We start from the raw sequence: 15286 nt of genomic DNA on the forward strand, positions 1-15286 counted from the left end.
AATTAATGTCTCTCCATCAGATCGATGGAGCCATGCAATGAGAACCTATCGGATCGGCCAGATCGTCCCGAGCTCGAACGTTACGATGGAGACGGAAATCCCGGCGCTGCTGCGTGCACGCGAGATGATCGCGCCCGAACGCTTCACCTTTCATTCCTCGCGCATGCGGATGAAGCACGTGACGAAGGAGGAACTGGCGGCCATGGACGCAGACAGCGACCGCTGCGCGCTAGAACTTTCCGATGCCCGGGTCGATGTGATGGGTTACGCCTGTCTGGTGGCAATCATGGCGATGGGGCTCGGATATCATCGCCAAAGTCAGGCGCGCCTGCATGGCATCACGGTCGCGAACGGCAATCCGGCACCCGTGGTGACGTCTGCCGGAGCGCTCGTAGACGGCCTAAAGGCTATCGGCGCCAAGCGCATCGCACTGGTGGCGCCCTACATGAAGCCGCTCACAGAGTTGGTCGTTTCCTACATTCGTAACGAAGGGATCGAAGTCTCGGACTGGCGCGCCCTGGAAATCCCGGACAACTTGGCCGTGGCCGCGCATGACCCGATGAACCTGCCGGAAATCGTCAAAGGCATGAAAACCGACGACGTGGATGTCGTGGTGGTTTCGGCTTGCGTCCAGATGCCGTCGTTGCCGGCCGTTTCCATGGTCGAGGCGATGACGGGCAAGCCGGTTCTGACGGCCGCCATTGCCACCACCTGGCAGATGCTGCAGGCCCTTGATCTCAATAGGCGGGTACCGGGCGGCGGCACGCTGCTGTCCGGCGCCTATTGAGGAGGGCGGGCAGATGGCAAAGGGATATCATGTCCATGCAAATGGAATCCGACAGCATCTCCTGCATTTCCCGGGGCAGGGACCGACAATGTTGCTGGTTCCCGGCATTACTTCGCCCGCTATTACCTGGGGTTTTGTAGCCGAGAGATTGGCCGCGGCCTTCGATGTGCATGTACTCGACGTGCGCGGTCGCGGACTGAGTGAGGCGGGTAACCTTGATTATTCGCTGGATGCGATGGCAGCGGACGTCGTGGCATTGACGACGACGGCAAGGGTCAGCCGTCCGATCGTGCTTGGCCACTCAATGGGTGCGCGCACGGCTATTCGTGCGGCCCGCCAGGCTCCCGACGCATTTTCGGGCTTGATACTCGTCGATCCTCCGGTTTCAGGCCCGGGACGGCGTGCCTATCCGTCCGCCTGGAACTGGTACGAGGACTCCATCCGGATGGCGCAGAAGGGCTGTTCAGGACAAGACATGCGCAGTTTTTGTCCAAGTTGGACAGATGGGCAGAATGCGCTGCGTGCAGAGTGGCTGCACACTTGCCAGCTCGATGCGATCCGCACCGCCTATGACGGTTTCCATATCGATGACATACATGCCGACCTTCCCGAGATCACCGCGCCGGCCCGGCTGATCGTTGCCGGTGGCGCGACCGTGATCGGCGCGGCCGACATCGACGAAATCCGGCAACTGAAGCCCGGCATCGACGTGCGCATCGTCGAAAAGGCCGGCCACATGATCCCCTGGGACGACCTCGAGGGGTTCCTCTCCGCCACCCTCGACTTCCAGCCCATCCGCGCGACGAATTGAAAAGGACCCAGCCATGGACCATGCGAGTTTCACCGAAATCTGCCTGCATCAGTTGAAGATGTCTGGTGTTCGCGAAGGCGAAAAACTGATCGTGCTCACGCAGGGTAGTGATCGCCTGGACTATGCGGACGCCTTCATGGCGGCGGGCCAGCGCCTCGGCGCAAGCATGTATCACATGCGCCTGCCCGCACCCCTGCCGGTCGGCGGCTGGAATGTCGGCGTCACTGGCCTTGCCGCCATGCCCGATGCGGTCGAGGCGCTGAAGGCCTGCGATATGCTGATCGACTGCATCTTCCTGTTGTTTTCGCCGGAGCAGATGGCAATCCAGGCGGCCGGAACGCGCATCCTGACCGCCGTGGAGCCACCGGAACTGCTGGCTCGCATGTTGCCGACGAAGGAGATCCGCGACAAGGTCGAAATCGCCGGTGTCATGTTGGCCAAGGCCAAGGTCATGCGGATCACCTCGCCACATGGAACCGACATTAGCTACAAACTCAATACCTATCCGACGATCACCGAATATGCTTGTACCGACGAGCCCGGCCGTTGGGACCACTGGCCGTCAGGCTTCGTCTTCACCGGTGGTGACGACGACGGTGTGGACGGTCAGATCGTGGTGGCACCCGGCGACATTCTCCTGCCGCAGAACATCTACGTCCGCGATCCGATCTTCTACACGATCGAGAAGGGCTGGGTCACCGACATCCGCGGCGGGCTCGACGCGCAATTGGTCAAATCCTACATGGAAGATTTCAACGATCCGCGTGGCATGGGCATGAGCCACGTCGGCTGGGGCATGAACCCGCACGCGAAATGGCATAATCTCGTCCCCGGCGCTTTCCCCGGCGGCATGGGCATGGAACCGCGCAGCTTCTATGGCAACGTCATGTTCTCCACTGGCCCCAACAACGAGTTGGGCGGGCCCAACGACACGGCCTGCCACCTTGATATTCCCATGCGGGGATGCTCGCTGTTCCTCGATGACGAACCGGTCGTCATCGACGGCGACATTGTAGTAAAGGAAATCCAGATGGAGCGTACCTGACGGGCGCACTTTCAACGTGAGGGACGGCATATGTCGCAGCAGGAAACCTACAAGACCGCGGGGTTCGGGCAGCCCGTCCCCCGGGGTATGCGCCCGGGAATCGTCGTCGTCGACTTCACCTACGGGTTCACCGACACGATCTACCCCACAGCCGCGGATATGAGTCCGGAAATCGCGGCAACGCGGCGACTGACCGATCTTGCCAGGGCAAGGGGCATCCCGGTGATATACACCACCATAGCCTATCACCAAGGTGAGTTAACCATGCTGCCTTGGCTTCGCAAGGCGACGGGTATGGCCGCCCTGGTTGAAGGCAGCCGGCTGGTGGAGATCGACGCGGCCACAGGCATCCAGCCGGGCGACCCGATAATCACCAAGAAAGGCGCTTCCGCATTCCATGGGACGGCTTTGGCCGCGCTTCTCACCGGTGTCGGCGTTGATACGCTGGTGGTCGCCGGCGCGACGACCTCTGGCTGCGTGCGAGCAACCGTCGTCGATGCGGTCCAGTCGGGCTTCAACGTTCTGGTGCCAGGCGACTGCTGCGCCGACCGAGCCCAACGGCCGCATGAGGCCAATCTTTATGACATGCATCAGAAGTACGCCGACGTCACGGATGCTGACGATATAGAGCGTTGGTTGATTTCTCTCTCCGATCATGGGTGATTCCATCCGCGACTTATAACCGGCACCGCAGTTCACACCGCGTTCAAGGCGGCTAAGGCAGGCCAGCTGCGCCATTGACGGCTTGCACCCGATTTCACTACGATCGCGGCTTGACCGACATAGGGATATCCGGCCGCTACGATGAGCCGATCGCTGCGCGGCGCGTCGACGACTTGCGCTGGCGTTTAGAAGCAGTGAGTCTATGGTATGGCTAACACGCCGTTGCAGTCATGTGGGTTTATTCCTCAACAAAGACGGTAAGTGGATGGGCCGCTGTGCTTTCGCTGAGATTTCGAAACCGAACTGCCGAATTCCTGTAGGATTGCCTATGAATCAGACACTTGCGCCCCGCGCTGTGCCAATTCCCGTCAGGGCTTTGTTCAGCGACGATCCTGCCGAACTGCTTCGCTTCGCGATCGACGCCAATGCTAGCGGAGGGGCGGCGCTCGCCACCCTAGTCGAGATACGCGGCGGGGCGGCCCGCACGCTCGGCTCCCACATGGTCGTCGCCGCCAATGGCCGTTTCTGCGGCTATGTCTCCGGCGGATGTGTCGAAGCTGCAGTCGCGTCCGAAGCGCTGCTGGCAATGGCAGCAGGACGCGACCGCACGGTGACGTTCGGCGACGGCTCGCCATTCTTTGATATCGTCCTTCCCTGCGGCGGAGGAATCTCGGTCGCAATCCATGTTCTGAAAAATGCAGGAGCCTTGCGGCATGTTCTGGATCGTCTTGAACGCAGGCAGGCTGCCGCTCTTTCATATTCGCAGGAGCGGCAGACGCTCGAACCGGCAGACCCGCCGCACCGGGCGTGCTGGATCGAGCGAGATTTCGTGAGCGTCTACCGTCCACGCACGCGCCTCGTACTCGCCGGACAGGCGATCGAAGCGCAGGCCGTCGCAGGACTGGCGGCGGTTGCCGGCTACGACGTGGTCATCAGCAGACAGGGCGAGGAGGGCAGGGCGGCGGCCGGCAGGATCGATCCCTTCACTGCCGTCGTGCTCCTGCATCATGACCTCGATGCCGAAGCCGCCATTCTTAAGACCTCGCTTCAATCGCCCGCTTTCTACATCGGCGCGCTCGGAAGCACCCGGACCCATCGCCGACGTGTCGAGCGGTTGACGGCGCTCGCTTTCGGGCGAGATGAGATCGATCGGATCAAGGCGCCCATCGGGATGTTCGGACCGACGCGGGATGCAACCTCGCTCGCTTTGTCGGTTCTGGCAGATGTCGCTGCAGCAAGACTGGTGGCCTATGCTTAAGACGTCGCAACGGAGACTTTAATGCAGACCGAGGGTGATCCGCACCACCGCGCCCCGACAAAATTACCGAACACGGGGGCGTCGGTCGCGATCGTCATTCTCGCTGCCGGCAAGGCAAGCCGGATGGGCGGGGGCGGGAAGCACAAGTTGCTGGCTGAGTTCGACGGCCTGCCGCTCGTGCGACGGTCAGCATTGACCGCGCTCGGGTCGGACGCAGCCTCCGTTGTTGTCGTCACGGGCCATCGCCGGCGCGATATCGAGACCGCGCTCGGTGGGCTTGCGCTGACCCTTGTCGACAATCCCGATTACGCGGACGGCATGGCAAGCTCGCTCGCAGCAGGACTGTCATCAAAGCACGCCGACGGGGCCGACGGCATTCTCGTCATGCTGGCCGATATGCCCGGCATCTCCACCGCGCACCTCGACCGCTTGATTTCCGCCTTTGGCCACGCGGGTGGCAAGGCCGTCGTGCGAGCCGTCTCGCGCGCCAAGCCCGGCAATCCGGTTATTCTGCCACGCTCTCTCCACGACTCGGTCCGGCGACTTGAAGGCGATGTCGGCGCGCGGGGGATCATTGCGGCGTGCGACCTGCCCGTGCTCGATGTCGATATCGGCGATGCAGCCCATCTCGACGTCGATACACCGGACGATCTATTGGCCGCTGGCGGCGCGGTTAAAAGCTAATTCGTGGACAAGGCAGCGATATGATTTGCTCTCATGAGTGAGATAGAGCGCCTTGTTCGGGAGAGCCAGGTGTTTGATGCATGGCGATCCTGCGCACGCCTGCCATTCGGAAGACGTGGCAAAGTATATGCAATGTGGCGAACGTCATTGCGCTCTACATCTGGAGTGTCTCGGAGGACGCCTCTGAACTATCTTTTTCTTTGGCGGATACGACCGGCGGAAAGCGCCTCGCAATTGTCGCCCTGTTGTCCCGCCAAGGTTCCATAAATCATTTTGCTCACCCATCGCCGGTTCGACGAAAAGCTCTCCCGTTCGATACTGGCCACGACGATGATGTACGGTTGACGCTGACAATCATCGAAGGAAGCGACGAAACCCACGTCGCAGAGATAAAAATCCCTAAAACGGCTTTTCTGTAGAATTTGATGTTCCATTGGGGGATTAAATCGGACGCTGTCGCCATTGCAGGTAATCCACTTAATTTATAGGGTTTATATAATGGAGGATCCCATGCCGGAACTGCGCATCGTTGGAATATCAGGAAACGTGAAGGCGCCATCCCGAACATCGGCGCTGGTCGCGTCCATCCTTTGGCGTATCGAGTCCGAGCTTGGTTCGCCCGCGCGGCACATCGATTTGGCTGTGTCTGCACCGGCGCTCTTTCGAGCCTTGCGGGCGGACCAGTTGGATGAGGAAGGCGCCGAGATCGTGCGCGCGGTTGAAAGGGCGGATGTTCTGGTCGTCGGCTCCCCGGTTTATCGGGCTTCGTATAGCGGAGCGCTCAAGCATCTGTTTGATCTGGTTCACTATGAGTCACTGATCGGCAAGCCCGTGATCCTCGCTGCAACGGGCGGAACGCCATTGCATGGTCTGATGATCGATCATCAGCTTCGGCCGTTGTTCAGCTTCTTCAAGGCGCTGCCGCTACCAACGTCGGTCTATGCGCTCGAAAGCGAGTTCGACTCATACGCCGTTGCAAGTTCAGACATCCAGCAGCGGATCAGAGCTGTTGTGCGCGAGCTGGAACTGATCGTTCCGCACGCCAGGACGCTTGCTTTCGCTCGAGCCGAAGAACAATCGCGCCTAACCGCCTGATAATCACGAATAAGCATGGAGAGACCGATGTCACAATCGAAGAAAGAACCCTTGAAGTTTGCCTACTGGGTACCGAACGTATCGGGCGGCCTGGTCATCAGCTCGGTCGAGCAACGAACCGATTGGGGCATCGACTACAATCGCAAGCTCGCCCAGATCGCCGAACAGTCGGGATTCGAGTTTGCCTTGAGCCAGATCCGCTTCACGGCCGGATATGGCGCCGACAACCAGCACGAGTCAGTCTCCTTTTCCCACGCACTTCTTGCGGCCACCGAAAAGCTCCGCGTGATTGCCGCCGTTCTGCCCGGACCGTGGAACCCGGCGCTGCTCGCCAAGCAGATTGCCACCATCAGCCACCTCACCAACGGCCGCGTCGACGTCAATATCGTTTCCGGCTGGTTCCGCGGCGAGTTCGCCGCCATCGGCGAACCCTGGTTGGACCATGATGAGCGCTATCGCCGCTCTGAAGAGTTCATCCGTGCGATCCGTGGCATCTGGACGGAAGACGTCTATAACCTGCGCGGCGATTTCTACCGCTTCACGGATTATTCGATGAAGCCGAAGCCGATCGGCGGTGTTCCGCAAGTATTCCAGGGCGGCTCCTCGCGTGCGGCTCGCGACATGGCGGCCCGCGTGTCCGACTGGTACTTCACCAACGGCAACACGCCGGAAGGCCTGAAGGCCCAGGTCGATGACATCCGCACCAAGGAAAAGGCTTTTGGCAAGACCTGGCGCACGAAGATTGGCATGAATGCCTTCGGCATCGTCCGCTCCTCTGAGAAGGAAGCGCAGGAGGTCCTCCAGGAAATCCTCGACAAGGCCATTCCCGAGGCGGTCAAGGGTTTCCACCACGAAGTCCAGAATGCCGGGAATTCCTCGCCGGAGCGGGAAGGCAACTGGGCGAAGTCCACCTTCCAGGATCTGGTGCAATACAATGACGGTTTCCGTTCGAACCTGATCGGCACGCCGGAACAGGTGGCCGAACGCATCATCGGTCACAAGCGGGCCGGCGCGGACCTCATTCTGCTCGGCTTCCTGCATTTCCAGGAAGAGGTGGATTATTTCGGCAAGCACGTCCTGCCGATCGTCCGCGAACTGGAAGCGATCGAAGACCAGCGGCTGGAAGCAGCCGAGTAACGGCTTCCTTCCCAAATTGAAAAAGCGAACGGCTCCCCATTCCAGGGGAGCCGGATGGTGGCGCGCGTCTTCAGGCAGGGCCTGCGGATTTCCGCGCACAACGGAGCAGACGATGGTGAATGCGCATTACACGGCACTCGATGAGACTTCTGCGGTGAGGGAATATTCCCCGCTGCCGGTTTCCGGTTCATCGAACCGTCGCGTGACGAATGCCGATAGCAATGCGCTGAGCCACCCGCCGATATTGGCGCTTGCGGGCATCACGCTCTCCTTCGGCGGCGTCACTGCGATCTCAAATGTCGATCTTGCGATCCAGCCGGGCGAGATCCGCGCGATCATCGGCCCGAACGGCGCCGGCAAAAGCTCGCTGATCAACGTGATTTCAGGGCAATACCGGCCGGATGCCGGCCATGTCAGCCTCAATGGCAAGACCTATGCGCAGGTGCCGGCGCAGAAGGCCGCACGGCTTGGTATCGCCCGCACCTTCCAGAACCTTGCCCTGTTCAAGGGGCTGACGGTTCTTGAAAACGTCATGACCGGCCTGACTTTCCAGCGTCGCTCGACCTTTATCGGCCAGGCGTTCGGTTCGCCCCGCGCCCGTCGCGAGGAACGCGAGGCGCGTGACCGGGCGCGGCAGGTCATCGATTTCCTGCATCTCGGCCATGTGCATGACCGGCTTGCCGGCTCGCTGCCCTACGGCCTGCAGAAGCGCGTCGAACTTGCCCGGGCGCTGGCGCCCGATCCACAGATCCTCCTGCTCGATGAACCGATGGCCGGCATGACCGCCACCGAAAAGCAGGAAATGGCAGGCTTTGTCCGTGCCGCGCAGGAGGGGTACGGCACGACGATCATCCTGATCGAACATGATATCGGCGTGGTCATGGGACTTTCGGACCGGATCGCCGTGCTCGACTACGGCCGCAAGATCGCCGACGGCACGCCGGCCGAAGTGCGCGCCGACCAGGCCGTCATCGACGCCTATCTCGGCGTTGCCCGCGAGGACCAGGAAGAGGCGGACGGGTGATGGAAAGCTTCGACTATCTTTTCTTCCTCGAGGTGCTGACTGGCGGATTGCTTTCCGGCGTCATGTATTCGCTCGTCGCGATCGGCTTCGTGCTGATCTACAAGACCTCGGGTGTCTTGAATTTCGCACAGGGGGCGCTGCTCCTGTTTGCCGCTCTCACCTTCGTTTCGCTGGTCGAGCGCGGCGTGCCATTCTATCTCGCGCTTGTGCTTACCTTCGCCATCATGGTGCTGCTCGGCATCGGTATCGAGCGCGCAGTGCTCCGGCCGCTCGTCAACAAGCCGCCGATCACGCTGTTCATGGCGACGCTCGGGCTTTCCTACATCATCGAGGGTGCTGCCCAGCTTCTCTGGGGCACGCAGGTCCATGCCCTGGAGCTCGGCATCGAGGACGTGCCCTTCGAATTTTACGGCGTCTTCATCTCGAAGTTCGATCTCTTCGCCTCCGCCGTGGCGGCATTGATGGTCATCGGGCTGACGCTCTTCTTTCGCTATACCCGGGTCGGCCTGACCTTTCGCGCCGTGGCGGACGACCAGTTCGCGGCACTCGCCGTCGGGCTTCGCCTGCCGCGCATCTGGGCAACTGTCTGGGCAACCTCCGGTCTCGTCGCATTGGTCGCAGGCCTTCTCTGGGGTGCGCGCAGCGGCGTGCAATTCTCGCTCTCGCTCGTGGTGCTGAAGGCCCTGCCGGTGCTCGTGCTCGGCGGCTTCGATTCGATCGCCGGCGCCATCGTCGGCGGCCTGGTGATCGGCGCCTCGGAAAAGCTCGCCGAAGTCTATATCGGCGAATATTTCGGCGGCGGCATCGAGGGCTGGTTCGCCTATGCGATCGCGCTGATCTTCCTGCTCGTCCGCCCATCAGGCTTGTTCGGCCAGAAGCTCGTGGAAAGGGTCTGAACCATGGCTGCCGTCACCTCCCGACCCGTCGTTTCGGTAAAACTTCCAGGCTGGATCGCGCCGCTTGCCATCCTCATCATCGCTTTCGGCATCGTGCCTTTTATCGGCTCGAGCTATCTGATTGAGGCGCTGCTGCTGCCGTTTCTGGCTCTGTCGCTGGCCGGCGTCGGCCTGAACCTGTTGACCGGCTATGCCGGGCAGGTATCGCTCGGCAGCGCGGCCTTCATGGCGGTTGGCGCCTTCGCCGCCTTCAATTTCAATCTGCGTGTGGAGGGCTTGCCGCTTCTCGTCTCCATCGCGCTCGCCGGCGGCATCGCGGCTGCGGTCGGGATCGTCTTCGGCCTGCCAAGCCTGCGCCTGCGCGGCTTCTATCTCGCCGTTTCCACGCTTGCGGCGCAGTTCTTCGTGCAATGGGCGCTGACCAAGTTCGGCTGGTTCTCCAATGACAATCCGTCGGGGGTGATCGACGCGCCGAAGCTCACCATCGCCGGCATCGATTTCGACAGTTCGATTGGGCGCTACTATTTCGCGCTGATCGTCGTCACCGCGCTGACCTTCTTTGCCTGGCGCGTGGCATCCTCGCAGACCGGCCGCAACTTCATCGCCATTCGCGACAATGAGACGGCGGCCCGGATCATCGGGGTGCCGGTGCTGCGCACCAAGCTGCTCGCCTTCGCACTTTCGTCCTTCATCATCGGGGTCGCCGGTGTGCTCTGGGCCTTTGCCTATCTGCGCACGGTGGAGCCGGCCGGCTTCAATCTCGACCGCTCGTTCCAGATCCTGTTTATCGTCATCATCGGCGGTCTGGCGACGATCCGGGGCGCCTTCCTGGGCGCGGCGCTGATGGTGGTCTTTCCGGTCGTGCTGTCGCGGGTCGGATCGTTTTTCCTGGGCGATCTGTTCGATTCCGGCGTGCTCGACATGAGCCAGCGCATCGTCATCGGCGCACTCATCATTGCCTTCCTGATCCTCGAGCCCGATGGGCTCGCGGCGCTCGGAAGGCGGCTGACCGGACGGTTCAGGCGCAGCACGCGCGAACCCGTCGGCTGAGCGCCACCTCATCATCTTTAAACGCATTGGAACACCGGCAAACGCCGGTCAACAGAGGGAGTTTGTCCAATGAAAAGTCTGAAAACCACAGTCAAGGCGGCGGTCACAGCGCTCGCCATCATCGGCGGGGTCGGCCTGGCGCCGGCCCATGCCGACGAGCAATATTTCCCGCTGCAGAGCTATCGCGTCGGGCCCTATGCCGCGGGCGGCACCGGGTTCTTCGGCGGCTTCATCGACTACCTGAACCTGATCAACACCCGCGACGGCGGCGTGAACGGCGTCAAGCTCACCTGGGACGAATGCGAAACCCAGTATGAGGTTGAGCGCGGCGTCGAATGCTACGAGCGCCAGAAGAGCCATCCGAACGCGGCAGCCTGGAACCCGCTTTCGGTCGGCATCGCTTATGCCATGATCGACCGCATCACCGGCGACAAGGTGCCGCTGATCACGGTGAACCATGGCCGTACCGACTCCACCGACGGTCGCGTCTTCCCCTATGTCTTCCCCCTGCTGCTCAACCCTTATTCGGAGACCTCGGGCATCGTGAACTACCTTGCATCGAAGGAAGGTGGCCTCGATAAGCTCAAGGGCAAGAAGATCGTCGTGCTGTATCACGGCTCGCCCTACGGTAAGGAAACCATTCCGATCTATGAATTGCTGGCCGAGAAGTATGGCTTCACCGTCCAGCAGATCGAGGTTCCCCATCCCGGCAACGAGCAGCAGTCGCAGTGGCTGACGATCCGCCGCGCCAAGCCGGACTACGTCGTTCTGCGCGGCTGGGGCGTGATGAACCCGGTGGCGCTGAAGACGGCGGCCAAGGTCGGCTTCCCCGCCTCCAAGATCGTCGGCAATGTCTGGTCGAATTCGGAAGAGGACGTCATCCCCGCGGGCGAGGCGGCGGTCGGCTACACCGCAATCACCACCCAGGCCTCCGGTCAGCAATATCCTGTCCTGCAGGAGATCGTGAAGACGCTCTACGACCAGGGCAAGGGCAATCTCGAAGACAAGAAGCGTATCGGCTCTGTCTACCACAACCTCGGCATCGTCAACGGCATCCTGAATGTCGAGGCGATCCGCACCGCACAGGAAAAGTTCGGCAAGCGGACGCTGACCGGTGACGAAGTGCGATGGGGCTTCGAACATCTGAAACTCGACGAAGCCAAGGTCGCTGCACTCGGCGCCAAGGACCTGTTCCACTCCATCAACGTCTCCTGGGACAACCACGAAGGCGATGGCTACGTGACCTTCCAGCAATGGGATGGCAAGAAGTGGAACGTCGTCTCCGACTGGATCGCGCCGGACTGGAAGCTGCTGCGCCCGATCATCGAAAAATCCTCGGAAGCCTACGCCAAGGAAAAGGGCATCAAGCTGCGCACGGCGGCCGATGCCGAAGGCATCGCGACCACGAACTGACGATCTGAGGGATGGCGCAAGCCGCCATCCCTTATTCCCATACGCGGTGCAGCAGATACCTGCGGCGCGCCCCACTTGCTGATTTTGGAACGAGCGACATGTCCGACGAAACGATCCTTCTTGATATCAAGTCCGTGCATGCCGTCTACAACAAGACGATCAACGCCCTGAACGGCGTGAGCTTTCAGTTGCGGCGCGGAGAAATCCTCGCCCTTCTCGGGTCAAACGGCGCCGGCAAGACGACGGCGTTAAAGGCCATCTCGAACCTGTTGCCGGCCGAACGGGGCCAAGTGACATCGGGCACGATCCGTTTCGAAGGGCGCGATGTGCTGACTGAAAACCCTGCCAATCTGGTGCGATCGGGACTGGTGCAGGTGCTCGAAGGGCGGCATTGCTTCAAGAGCCTGTCGGTCGAGGAAAATCTCATCTCCGGCGGCCTCGGACGCTCGTCATCCAGGCGCGAGATCGCTGCCGACCTCGAGCGCACCTATGCCATTTTTCCCCGGCTCAAGGAGAAGCGTCGCACGTCGGCGGGGCTTACGTCAGGCGGCGAGCAGCAGATGACGGCGATCGGCCGTGCGCTGATGTCGCGGCCGCGGCTGCTTGTTCTCGACGAGCCCTCCATGGGCCTGGCACCGCTCGTAATCAAGGATATCTTCCGTTCGCTCAAGGCGTTGAACCGGGAGGACGGGCTTTCCATTCTGGTTGCCGAACAGAATTCGACGGTGGCGCTTCAATACGCCGATCATGCCACCGTCATCGAAAACGGCGTCGCCGTGCTGTCGGGTTCCGCCGCCGAATTGCGCAGCCGTGACGACATCAAGGTTTTTTACCTCGGGGAAGGCGCCGCCTTCGCTCACGACAGGCCGGCGGCCTGATCCAATCTCACATCCGTCACTTAGAAGGGAGACCAGAATGAACGTCATTGCCAAGACAGACAGGGTTGCCGTACCCGGCGTTAAGCGGCCGGAACAGCCCGCGCATATCATCAAGGATGATGCAGAGGCGATTGCCGTTGCCCACCGGCTCGCCGCGGAGTTCGTCAAGGGTTCTGCAGATCGTGACCGCGAGCGGATCTGGCCAGCGGTAGAGCTGGACGCTTTCTCGCAAAGCGGGCTCTGGTCGATCAATGTGCCCAAGGCGTTCGGCGGACCGGAAGTGTCCTATGTCACGCTTGCAAAAGTGGTCGAGATCATTTCCGAGGCGGATTCGTCGATTGGACAGATCTCGCAGAACCATCTCGGCGTCGTCGCGGCGATCCGTACGGTTTCAGACAAAGCGCAGCAGGAACTGTTGTTCGGCGAAATCCTCAAGGGCACCCGGTTCGGCAATGCCTTTTCGGAATTCGGCTCCAAACGTGCGGTCGATTTTGAAACCGGGTTTGTCGACAACGGCGACCACGTGGTGGTGAACGGTCGGAAATTCTATTCGTCGGGCGCCTTGCTCGCTCATAAGGTGCCGATCGTGGCGCTCGATGACGACGGCCGCGCCTGGTACGCGATCGCCGATCGCGATGCGCCGGGTTTGACCGTGATCGACGACTGGTCGAGCTTCGGCCAGCGAACAACGCTCTCGGGCACGGTCATTCTCGACAATGTCAAAGTCGATAAGGCCTGGCTTGTTCCGGGATATAAGGGTTATGACAAGCCGACAGCGGACGGGGCCATCTTCCAGATCATCCAGGTTGCCGTCGATACCGGCATCGCCTCGGCGGCGATCAAGGAGACGATCGACTTCGTCCGTACCAAGTCTCGTGCCTGGGTCGATAGTGGCCTCGACCATGCCTGGGACGACCCTTACACGATCCAGGCGGTCGGCGCCCTTCAGCTCCGCCTGCATGCGGCGCAGGCACTGCTCGAGAAAGCCGGGCATGCGATCGACCGAGCGGTTGCCGATCCCAATTCCGATACCGTGGCGGAAGCCCAGGTCTTCACGGCCGAGGCCAAGATCCTCTCGACCGAGATCGCCATCGAGGCGACCAACAAGCTGTTCGAACTGGCCGGCACCCGCTCGACGCTTGCCGAACACAATCTCGACCGCCACTGGCGCAATGCACGGACCCACACGCTGCACGACCCGGTGCGGTGGAAATACGCGATCCTCGGCAAATACTTCCTCAATGGAGAGAAGCCGCCGCTGCACGCCTGGAGCTAAGACAGGCCGCGCTTCGGGCCTTTGAAAATCAGAATATCGCGGTGGCGGGAGAGAGTTCATCGCCACTGTTTCCTGTTATTTCAGTCTCAAGAGTTCCATAAATACCTCTTACGCCACTGACACTGAAAATAGCGGGGTTAGAGGTGCTGGCACGGCGAGAACAGTCAGCCCCAGCTTTGGTGCTGTGAGGTTCGCGCTTCGAGGATACGGTCTGAAGACCGGGAAGTTAAGGGGACGTGACTAAGCCGCCGGAATCGAATATCGCGTGAGAACCGCATCCTCGCCATCGAGGGTCACTTCGATGACTTCGTTGATTATATCCTGGCCTCCTGCCAAATCCTGCAGTATGAGGGCAAACAATTCTCGTTGCTGCGCGGGAAGCACCTGCGGCACGATGATCACCAGGCCCGCATGCAATTCCTCTTTCGCGTACAGCTTCCGGAAGTCGCGGGCGTTGTTCGTGACGAACGCGAAATCCTCCTCGATGATCCGAGGCATTAGATCCCAGTCGGTTTCGCCGCTCAGTCCCAGCCAGTTCACATGGAAGCAATCGTGACCGTGCGATTGAGCCACGGCCACGAGAGACGTGTGAAGGCATTCATCGACAAGAAACTTCACGAGGTCGAGCCAGACGGTTTGGAGACATTCTCGTTCCGAAGGCTCAGGTGCTTCACGGATTTCACCTTCAGGCCTTGCTCCGAAAGCTTCCGCGGACGTCCTCTGGCGGGATGGGCCGCAACCCAGATCTCCGCAAGTTCCACCATTCGCTCGGTGAGCGAAGGATAGCCCTCGACGATTTCCGCTGTACTTGCACCTTGGGTCTTCATCGCGGCAATCGTTCGCACCGGAACGCGGGTTTGCTTGAAAACCGGCTCGCCACCCACGACCCCTTTCACGCTTTCAATCATTCGTTCGGCTTCTCGAAGCGCCTCGGCCCGCGCGGCCAGTTGTTCTCGTGCCCGCGCAACGTCGATAATGAGATAGTCGTCTGCCCTAACAGTTTCGGCATCGGGATTCTGATCGATCGTATCGAATAAGCGCTTGCGGCGCTCGGCAGACAAGATCGATCCGACGCCGTACCAGAGCTTCAACCGAAGCAGATCCTCATCGGTGAGTGCTCGACCCCTGCTACCAACGAGATGAGTCTCGATGATGCGCTTGTCGATCGCATTGTGCACCGATTTTACGCCGATCTCGCTGACAGCCGCCGCCTCGGCAGGCGTGTAGGCATATGATGTGCTGGTCATAATCATTCTCCTTGTGGAGAAT

At 60.9% G+C, this 15286-nt stretch carries 17 protein-coding genes; 15 read left to right on the forward strand and 2 right to left on the reverse strand.

The window, feature by feature from the left end:
* The first annotated feature begins 37 nt into the window (after positions 1 to 37).
* The 15 genes from CO657_RS35870 to CO657_RS35940 all read left to right on the forward strand — a co-directional run bounded on the left by CO657_RS35870 (position 38) and on the right by CO657_RS35940 (position 14017).
* Positions 38 to 787, forward strand: coding sequence for a maleate cis-trans isomerase family protein (locus CO657_RS35870; protein ID WP_054185570.1), 750 nt, complete (start codon positions 38 to 40; stop codon positions 785 to 787).
* A gap of 13 nt (positions 788 to 800) precedes the next feature.
* On the forward strand, positions 801 to 1598 hold the full coding sequence (locus CO657_RS35875) for an alpha/beta fold hydrolase (RefSeq protein WP_054185571.1): 798 nt from the start codon (positions 801 to 803) through the stop codon (positions 1596 to 1598).
* A 13-nt stretch (positions 1599 to 1611) separates the two neighbouring features.
* Positions 1612 to 2643 carry a 2,5-dihydroxypyridine 5,6-dioxygenase NicX family protein gene (locus tag CO657_RS35880; RefSeq protein ID WP_054185572.1) on the forward strand — a complete coding sequence of 344 codons (1032 nt, stop codon included), beginning with the start codon at positions 1612 to 1614 and terminating at the stop codon, positions 2641 to 2643.
* A gap of 30 nt (positions 2644 to 2673) precedes the next feature.
* Positions 2674 to 3306, forward strand: coding sequence for an isochorismatase family protein (locus CO657_RS35885; RefSeq protein WP_054185573.1), 633 nt, complete (start codon positions 2674 to 2676; stop codon positions 3304 to 3306).
* Positions 3307 to 3634: 328 nt separating this feature from the next.
* Positions 3635 to 4564 (forward strand): XdhC family protein, encoded by a 930-nt coding sequence (locus CO657_RS35890; RefSeq protein WP_054185574.1) that lies wholly within the window; start codon positions 3635 to 3637, stop codon positions 4562 to 4564.
* Between the two features lie 21 nt (positions 4565 to 4585).
* Positions 4586 to 5248, forward strand: a complete 663-nt coding sequence (locus tag CO657_RS35895; RefSeq protein ID WP_054185575.1) for a nucleotidyltransferase family protein — start codon at positions 4586 to 4588, stop codon at positions 5246 to 5248.
* Between the two features lie 80 nt (positions 5249 to 5328).
* A complete protein-coding gene (locus CO657_RS35900) occupies positions 5329 to 5667 on the forward strand; it encodes a hypothetical protein (protein WP_054185576.1) in 339 nt (112 codons plus the stop codon).
* A gap of 91 nt (positions 5668 to 5758) precedes the next feature.
* Positions 5759 to 6343 carry an FMN reductase gene (msuE, locus tag CO657_RS35905; protein ID WP_082366361.1) on the forward strand — a complete coding sequence of 195 codons (585 nt, stop codon included), beginning with the start codon at positions 5759 to 5761 and terminating at the stop codon, positions 6341 to 6343.
* A 27-nt stretch (positions 6344 to 6370) separates the two neighbouring features.
* Positions 6371 to 7480, forward strand: coding sequence for a dimethylsulfone monooxygenase SfnG (gene sfnG, locus CO657_RS35910; RefSeq protein WP_054185577.1), 1110 nt, complete (start codon positions 6371 to 6373; stop codon positions 7478 to 7480).
* 112 nt (positions 7481 to 7592) lie between these two features.
* Positions 7593 to 8504, forward strand: coding sequence for an ABC transporter ATP-binding protein (locus CO657_RS35915; RefSeq protein ID WP_054185578.1), 912 nt, complete (start codon positions 7593 to 7595; stop codon positions 8502 to 8504).
* Positions 8504 to 9400 carry a branched-chain amino acid ABC transporter permease gene (locus CO657_RS35920; RefSeq protein WP_054185579.1) on the forward strand — a complete coding sequence of 299 codons (897 nt, stop codon included), beginning with the start codon at positions 8504 to 8506 and terminating at the stop codon, positions 9398 to 9400. Before CO657_RS35915 ends, CO657_RS35920 begins: the two co-directional genes overlap by 1 nt.
* Positions 9401 to 9403: 3 nt before the next feature.
* Positions 9404 to 10450, forward strand: a complete 1047-nt coding sequence (locus tag CO657_RS35925) for a branched-chain amino acid ABC transporter permease (RefSeq protein WP_054185580.1) — start codon at positions 9404 to 9406, stop codon at positions 10448 to 10450.
* Between the two features lie 69 nt (positions 10451 to 10519).
* Positions 10520 to 11863, forward strand: a complete 1344-nt coding sequence (locus CO657_RS35930) for an ABC transporter substrate-binding protein (protein ID WP_054185581.1) — start codon at positions 10520 to 10522, stop codon at positions 11861 to 11863.
* 98 nt (positions 11864 to 11961) lie between these two features.
* Positions 11962 to 12741 (forward strand): ABC transporter ATP-binding protein, encoded by a 780-nt coding sequence (locus CO657_RS35935; protein WP_054185582.1) that lies wholly within the window; start codon positions 11962 to 11964, stop codon positions 12739 to 12741.
* A 37-nt stretch (positions 12742 to 12778) separates the two neighbouring features.
* Positions 12779 to 14017: an SfnB family sulfur acquisition oxidoreductase gene (locus tag CO657_RS35940; RefSeq protein ID WP_054185583.1), complete on the forward strand. Its 1239-nt coding sequence runs from the start codon at positions 12779 to 12781 to the stop codon at positions 14015 to 14017.
* Between the two features lie 240 nt (positions 14018 to 14257).
* On the opposite strand, the gene CO657_RS35945 is transcribed toward CO657_RS35940, so the two are convergent.
* Together CO657_RS35945 and CO657_RS35950 are read right to left on the reverse strand one after the other, a co-directional pair.
* A complete protein-coding gene (locus CO657_RS35945) occupies positions 14258 to 14635 on the reverse strand; it encodes a DUF5615 family PIN-like protein (RefSeq protein ID WP_054185584.1) in 378 nt (125 codons plus the stop codon).
* Entirely contained in the window at positions 14632 to 15264 is a 633-nt protein-coding gene (locus CO657_RS35950; protein WP_054185585.1) for a DUF433 domain-containing protein, read from the reverse strand. The genes CO657_RS35945 and CO657_RS35950 overlap by 4 nt, the downstream gene beginning before the upstream one ends.
* Positions 15265 to 15286: the final 22 nt, after the last annotated feature.

Source organism: Rhizobium acidisoli (assembly GCF_002531755.2).
Taxonomy (GTDB): domain Bacteria; phylum Pseudomonadota; class Alphaproteobacteria; order Rhizobiales; family Rhizobiaceae; genus Rhizobium; species Rhizobium acidisoli.

Excerpts from the sequence above, each read along its gene's own strand:
- CO657_RS35870 (WP_054185570.1), top strand. The coding sequence starts at position 38 with ATGAGAACCTATCGGATCGGCCAGATCGTCCCGAGCTCGAACGTTACG.
- msuE (WP_082366361.1), top strand. The coding sequence starts at position 5,759 with ATGCCGGAACTGCGCATCGTTGGAATATCAGGAAACGTGAAGGCGCCA.
- CO657_RS35875 (WP_054185571.1), top strand. The coding sequence starts at position 801 with ATGGCAAAGGGATATCATGTCCATGCAAATGGAATCCGACAGCATCTC.
- CO657_RS35880 (WP_054185572.1), top strand. The coding sequence starts at position 1,612 with ATGGACCATGCGAGTTTCACCGAAATCTGCCTGCATCAGTTGAAGATG.
- CO657_RS35890 (WP_054185574.1), top strand. The coding sequence starts at position 3,635 with ATGAATCAGACACTTGCGCCCCGCGCTGTGCCAATTCCCGTCAGGGCT.
- CO657_RS35920 (WP_054185579.1), top strand. The coding sequence starts at position 8,504 with ATGGAAAGCTTCGACTATCTTTTCTTCCTCGAGGTGCTGACTGGCGGA.
- CO657_RS35925 (WP_054185580.1), top strand. The coding sequence starts at position 9,404 with ATGGCTGCCGTCACCTCCCGACCCGTCGTTTCGGTAAAACTTCCAGGC.
- sfnG (WP_054185577.1), top strand. The coding sequence starts at position 6,371 with ATGTCACAATCGAAGAAAGAACCCTTGAAGTTTGCCTACTGGGTACCG.
- CO657_RS35940 (WP_054185583.1), top strand. The coding sequence starts at position 12,779 with ATGAACGTCATTGCCAAGACAGACAGGGTTGCCGTACCCGGCGTTAAG.
- CO657_RS35950 (WP_054185585.1), bottom strand. The coding sequence starts at position 15,264 with ATGACCAGCACATCATATGCCTACACGCCTGCCGAGGCGGCGGCTGTC.
- CO657_RS35930 (WP_054185581.1), top strand. The coding sequence starts at position 10,520 with ATGAAAAGTCTGAAAACCACAGTCAAGGCGGCGGTCACAGCGCTCGCC.
- CO657_RS35915 (WP_054185578.1), top strand. The coding sequence starts at position 7,593 with ATGGTGAATGCGCATTACACGGCACTCGATGAGACTTCTGCGGTGAGG.
- CO657_RS35895 (WP_054185575.1), top strand. The coding sequence starts at position 4,586 with ATGCAGACCGAGGGTGATCCGCACCACCGCGCCCCGACAAAATTACCG.
- CO657_RS35935 (WP_054185582.1), top strand. The coding sequence starts at position 11,962 with ATGTCCGACGAAACGATCCTTCTTGATATCAAGTCCGTGCATGCCGTC.
- CO657_RS35900 (WP_054185576.1), top strand. The coding sequence starts at position 5,329 with ATGGCGATCCTGCGCACGCCTGCCATTCGGAAGACGTGGCAAAGTATA.
- CO657_RS35885 (WP_054185573.1), top strand. The coding sequence starts at position 2,674 with ATGTCGCAGCAGGAAACCTACAAGACCGCGGGGTTCGGGCAGCCCGTC.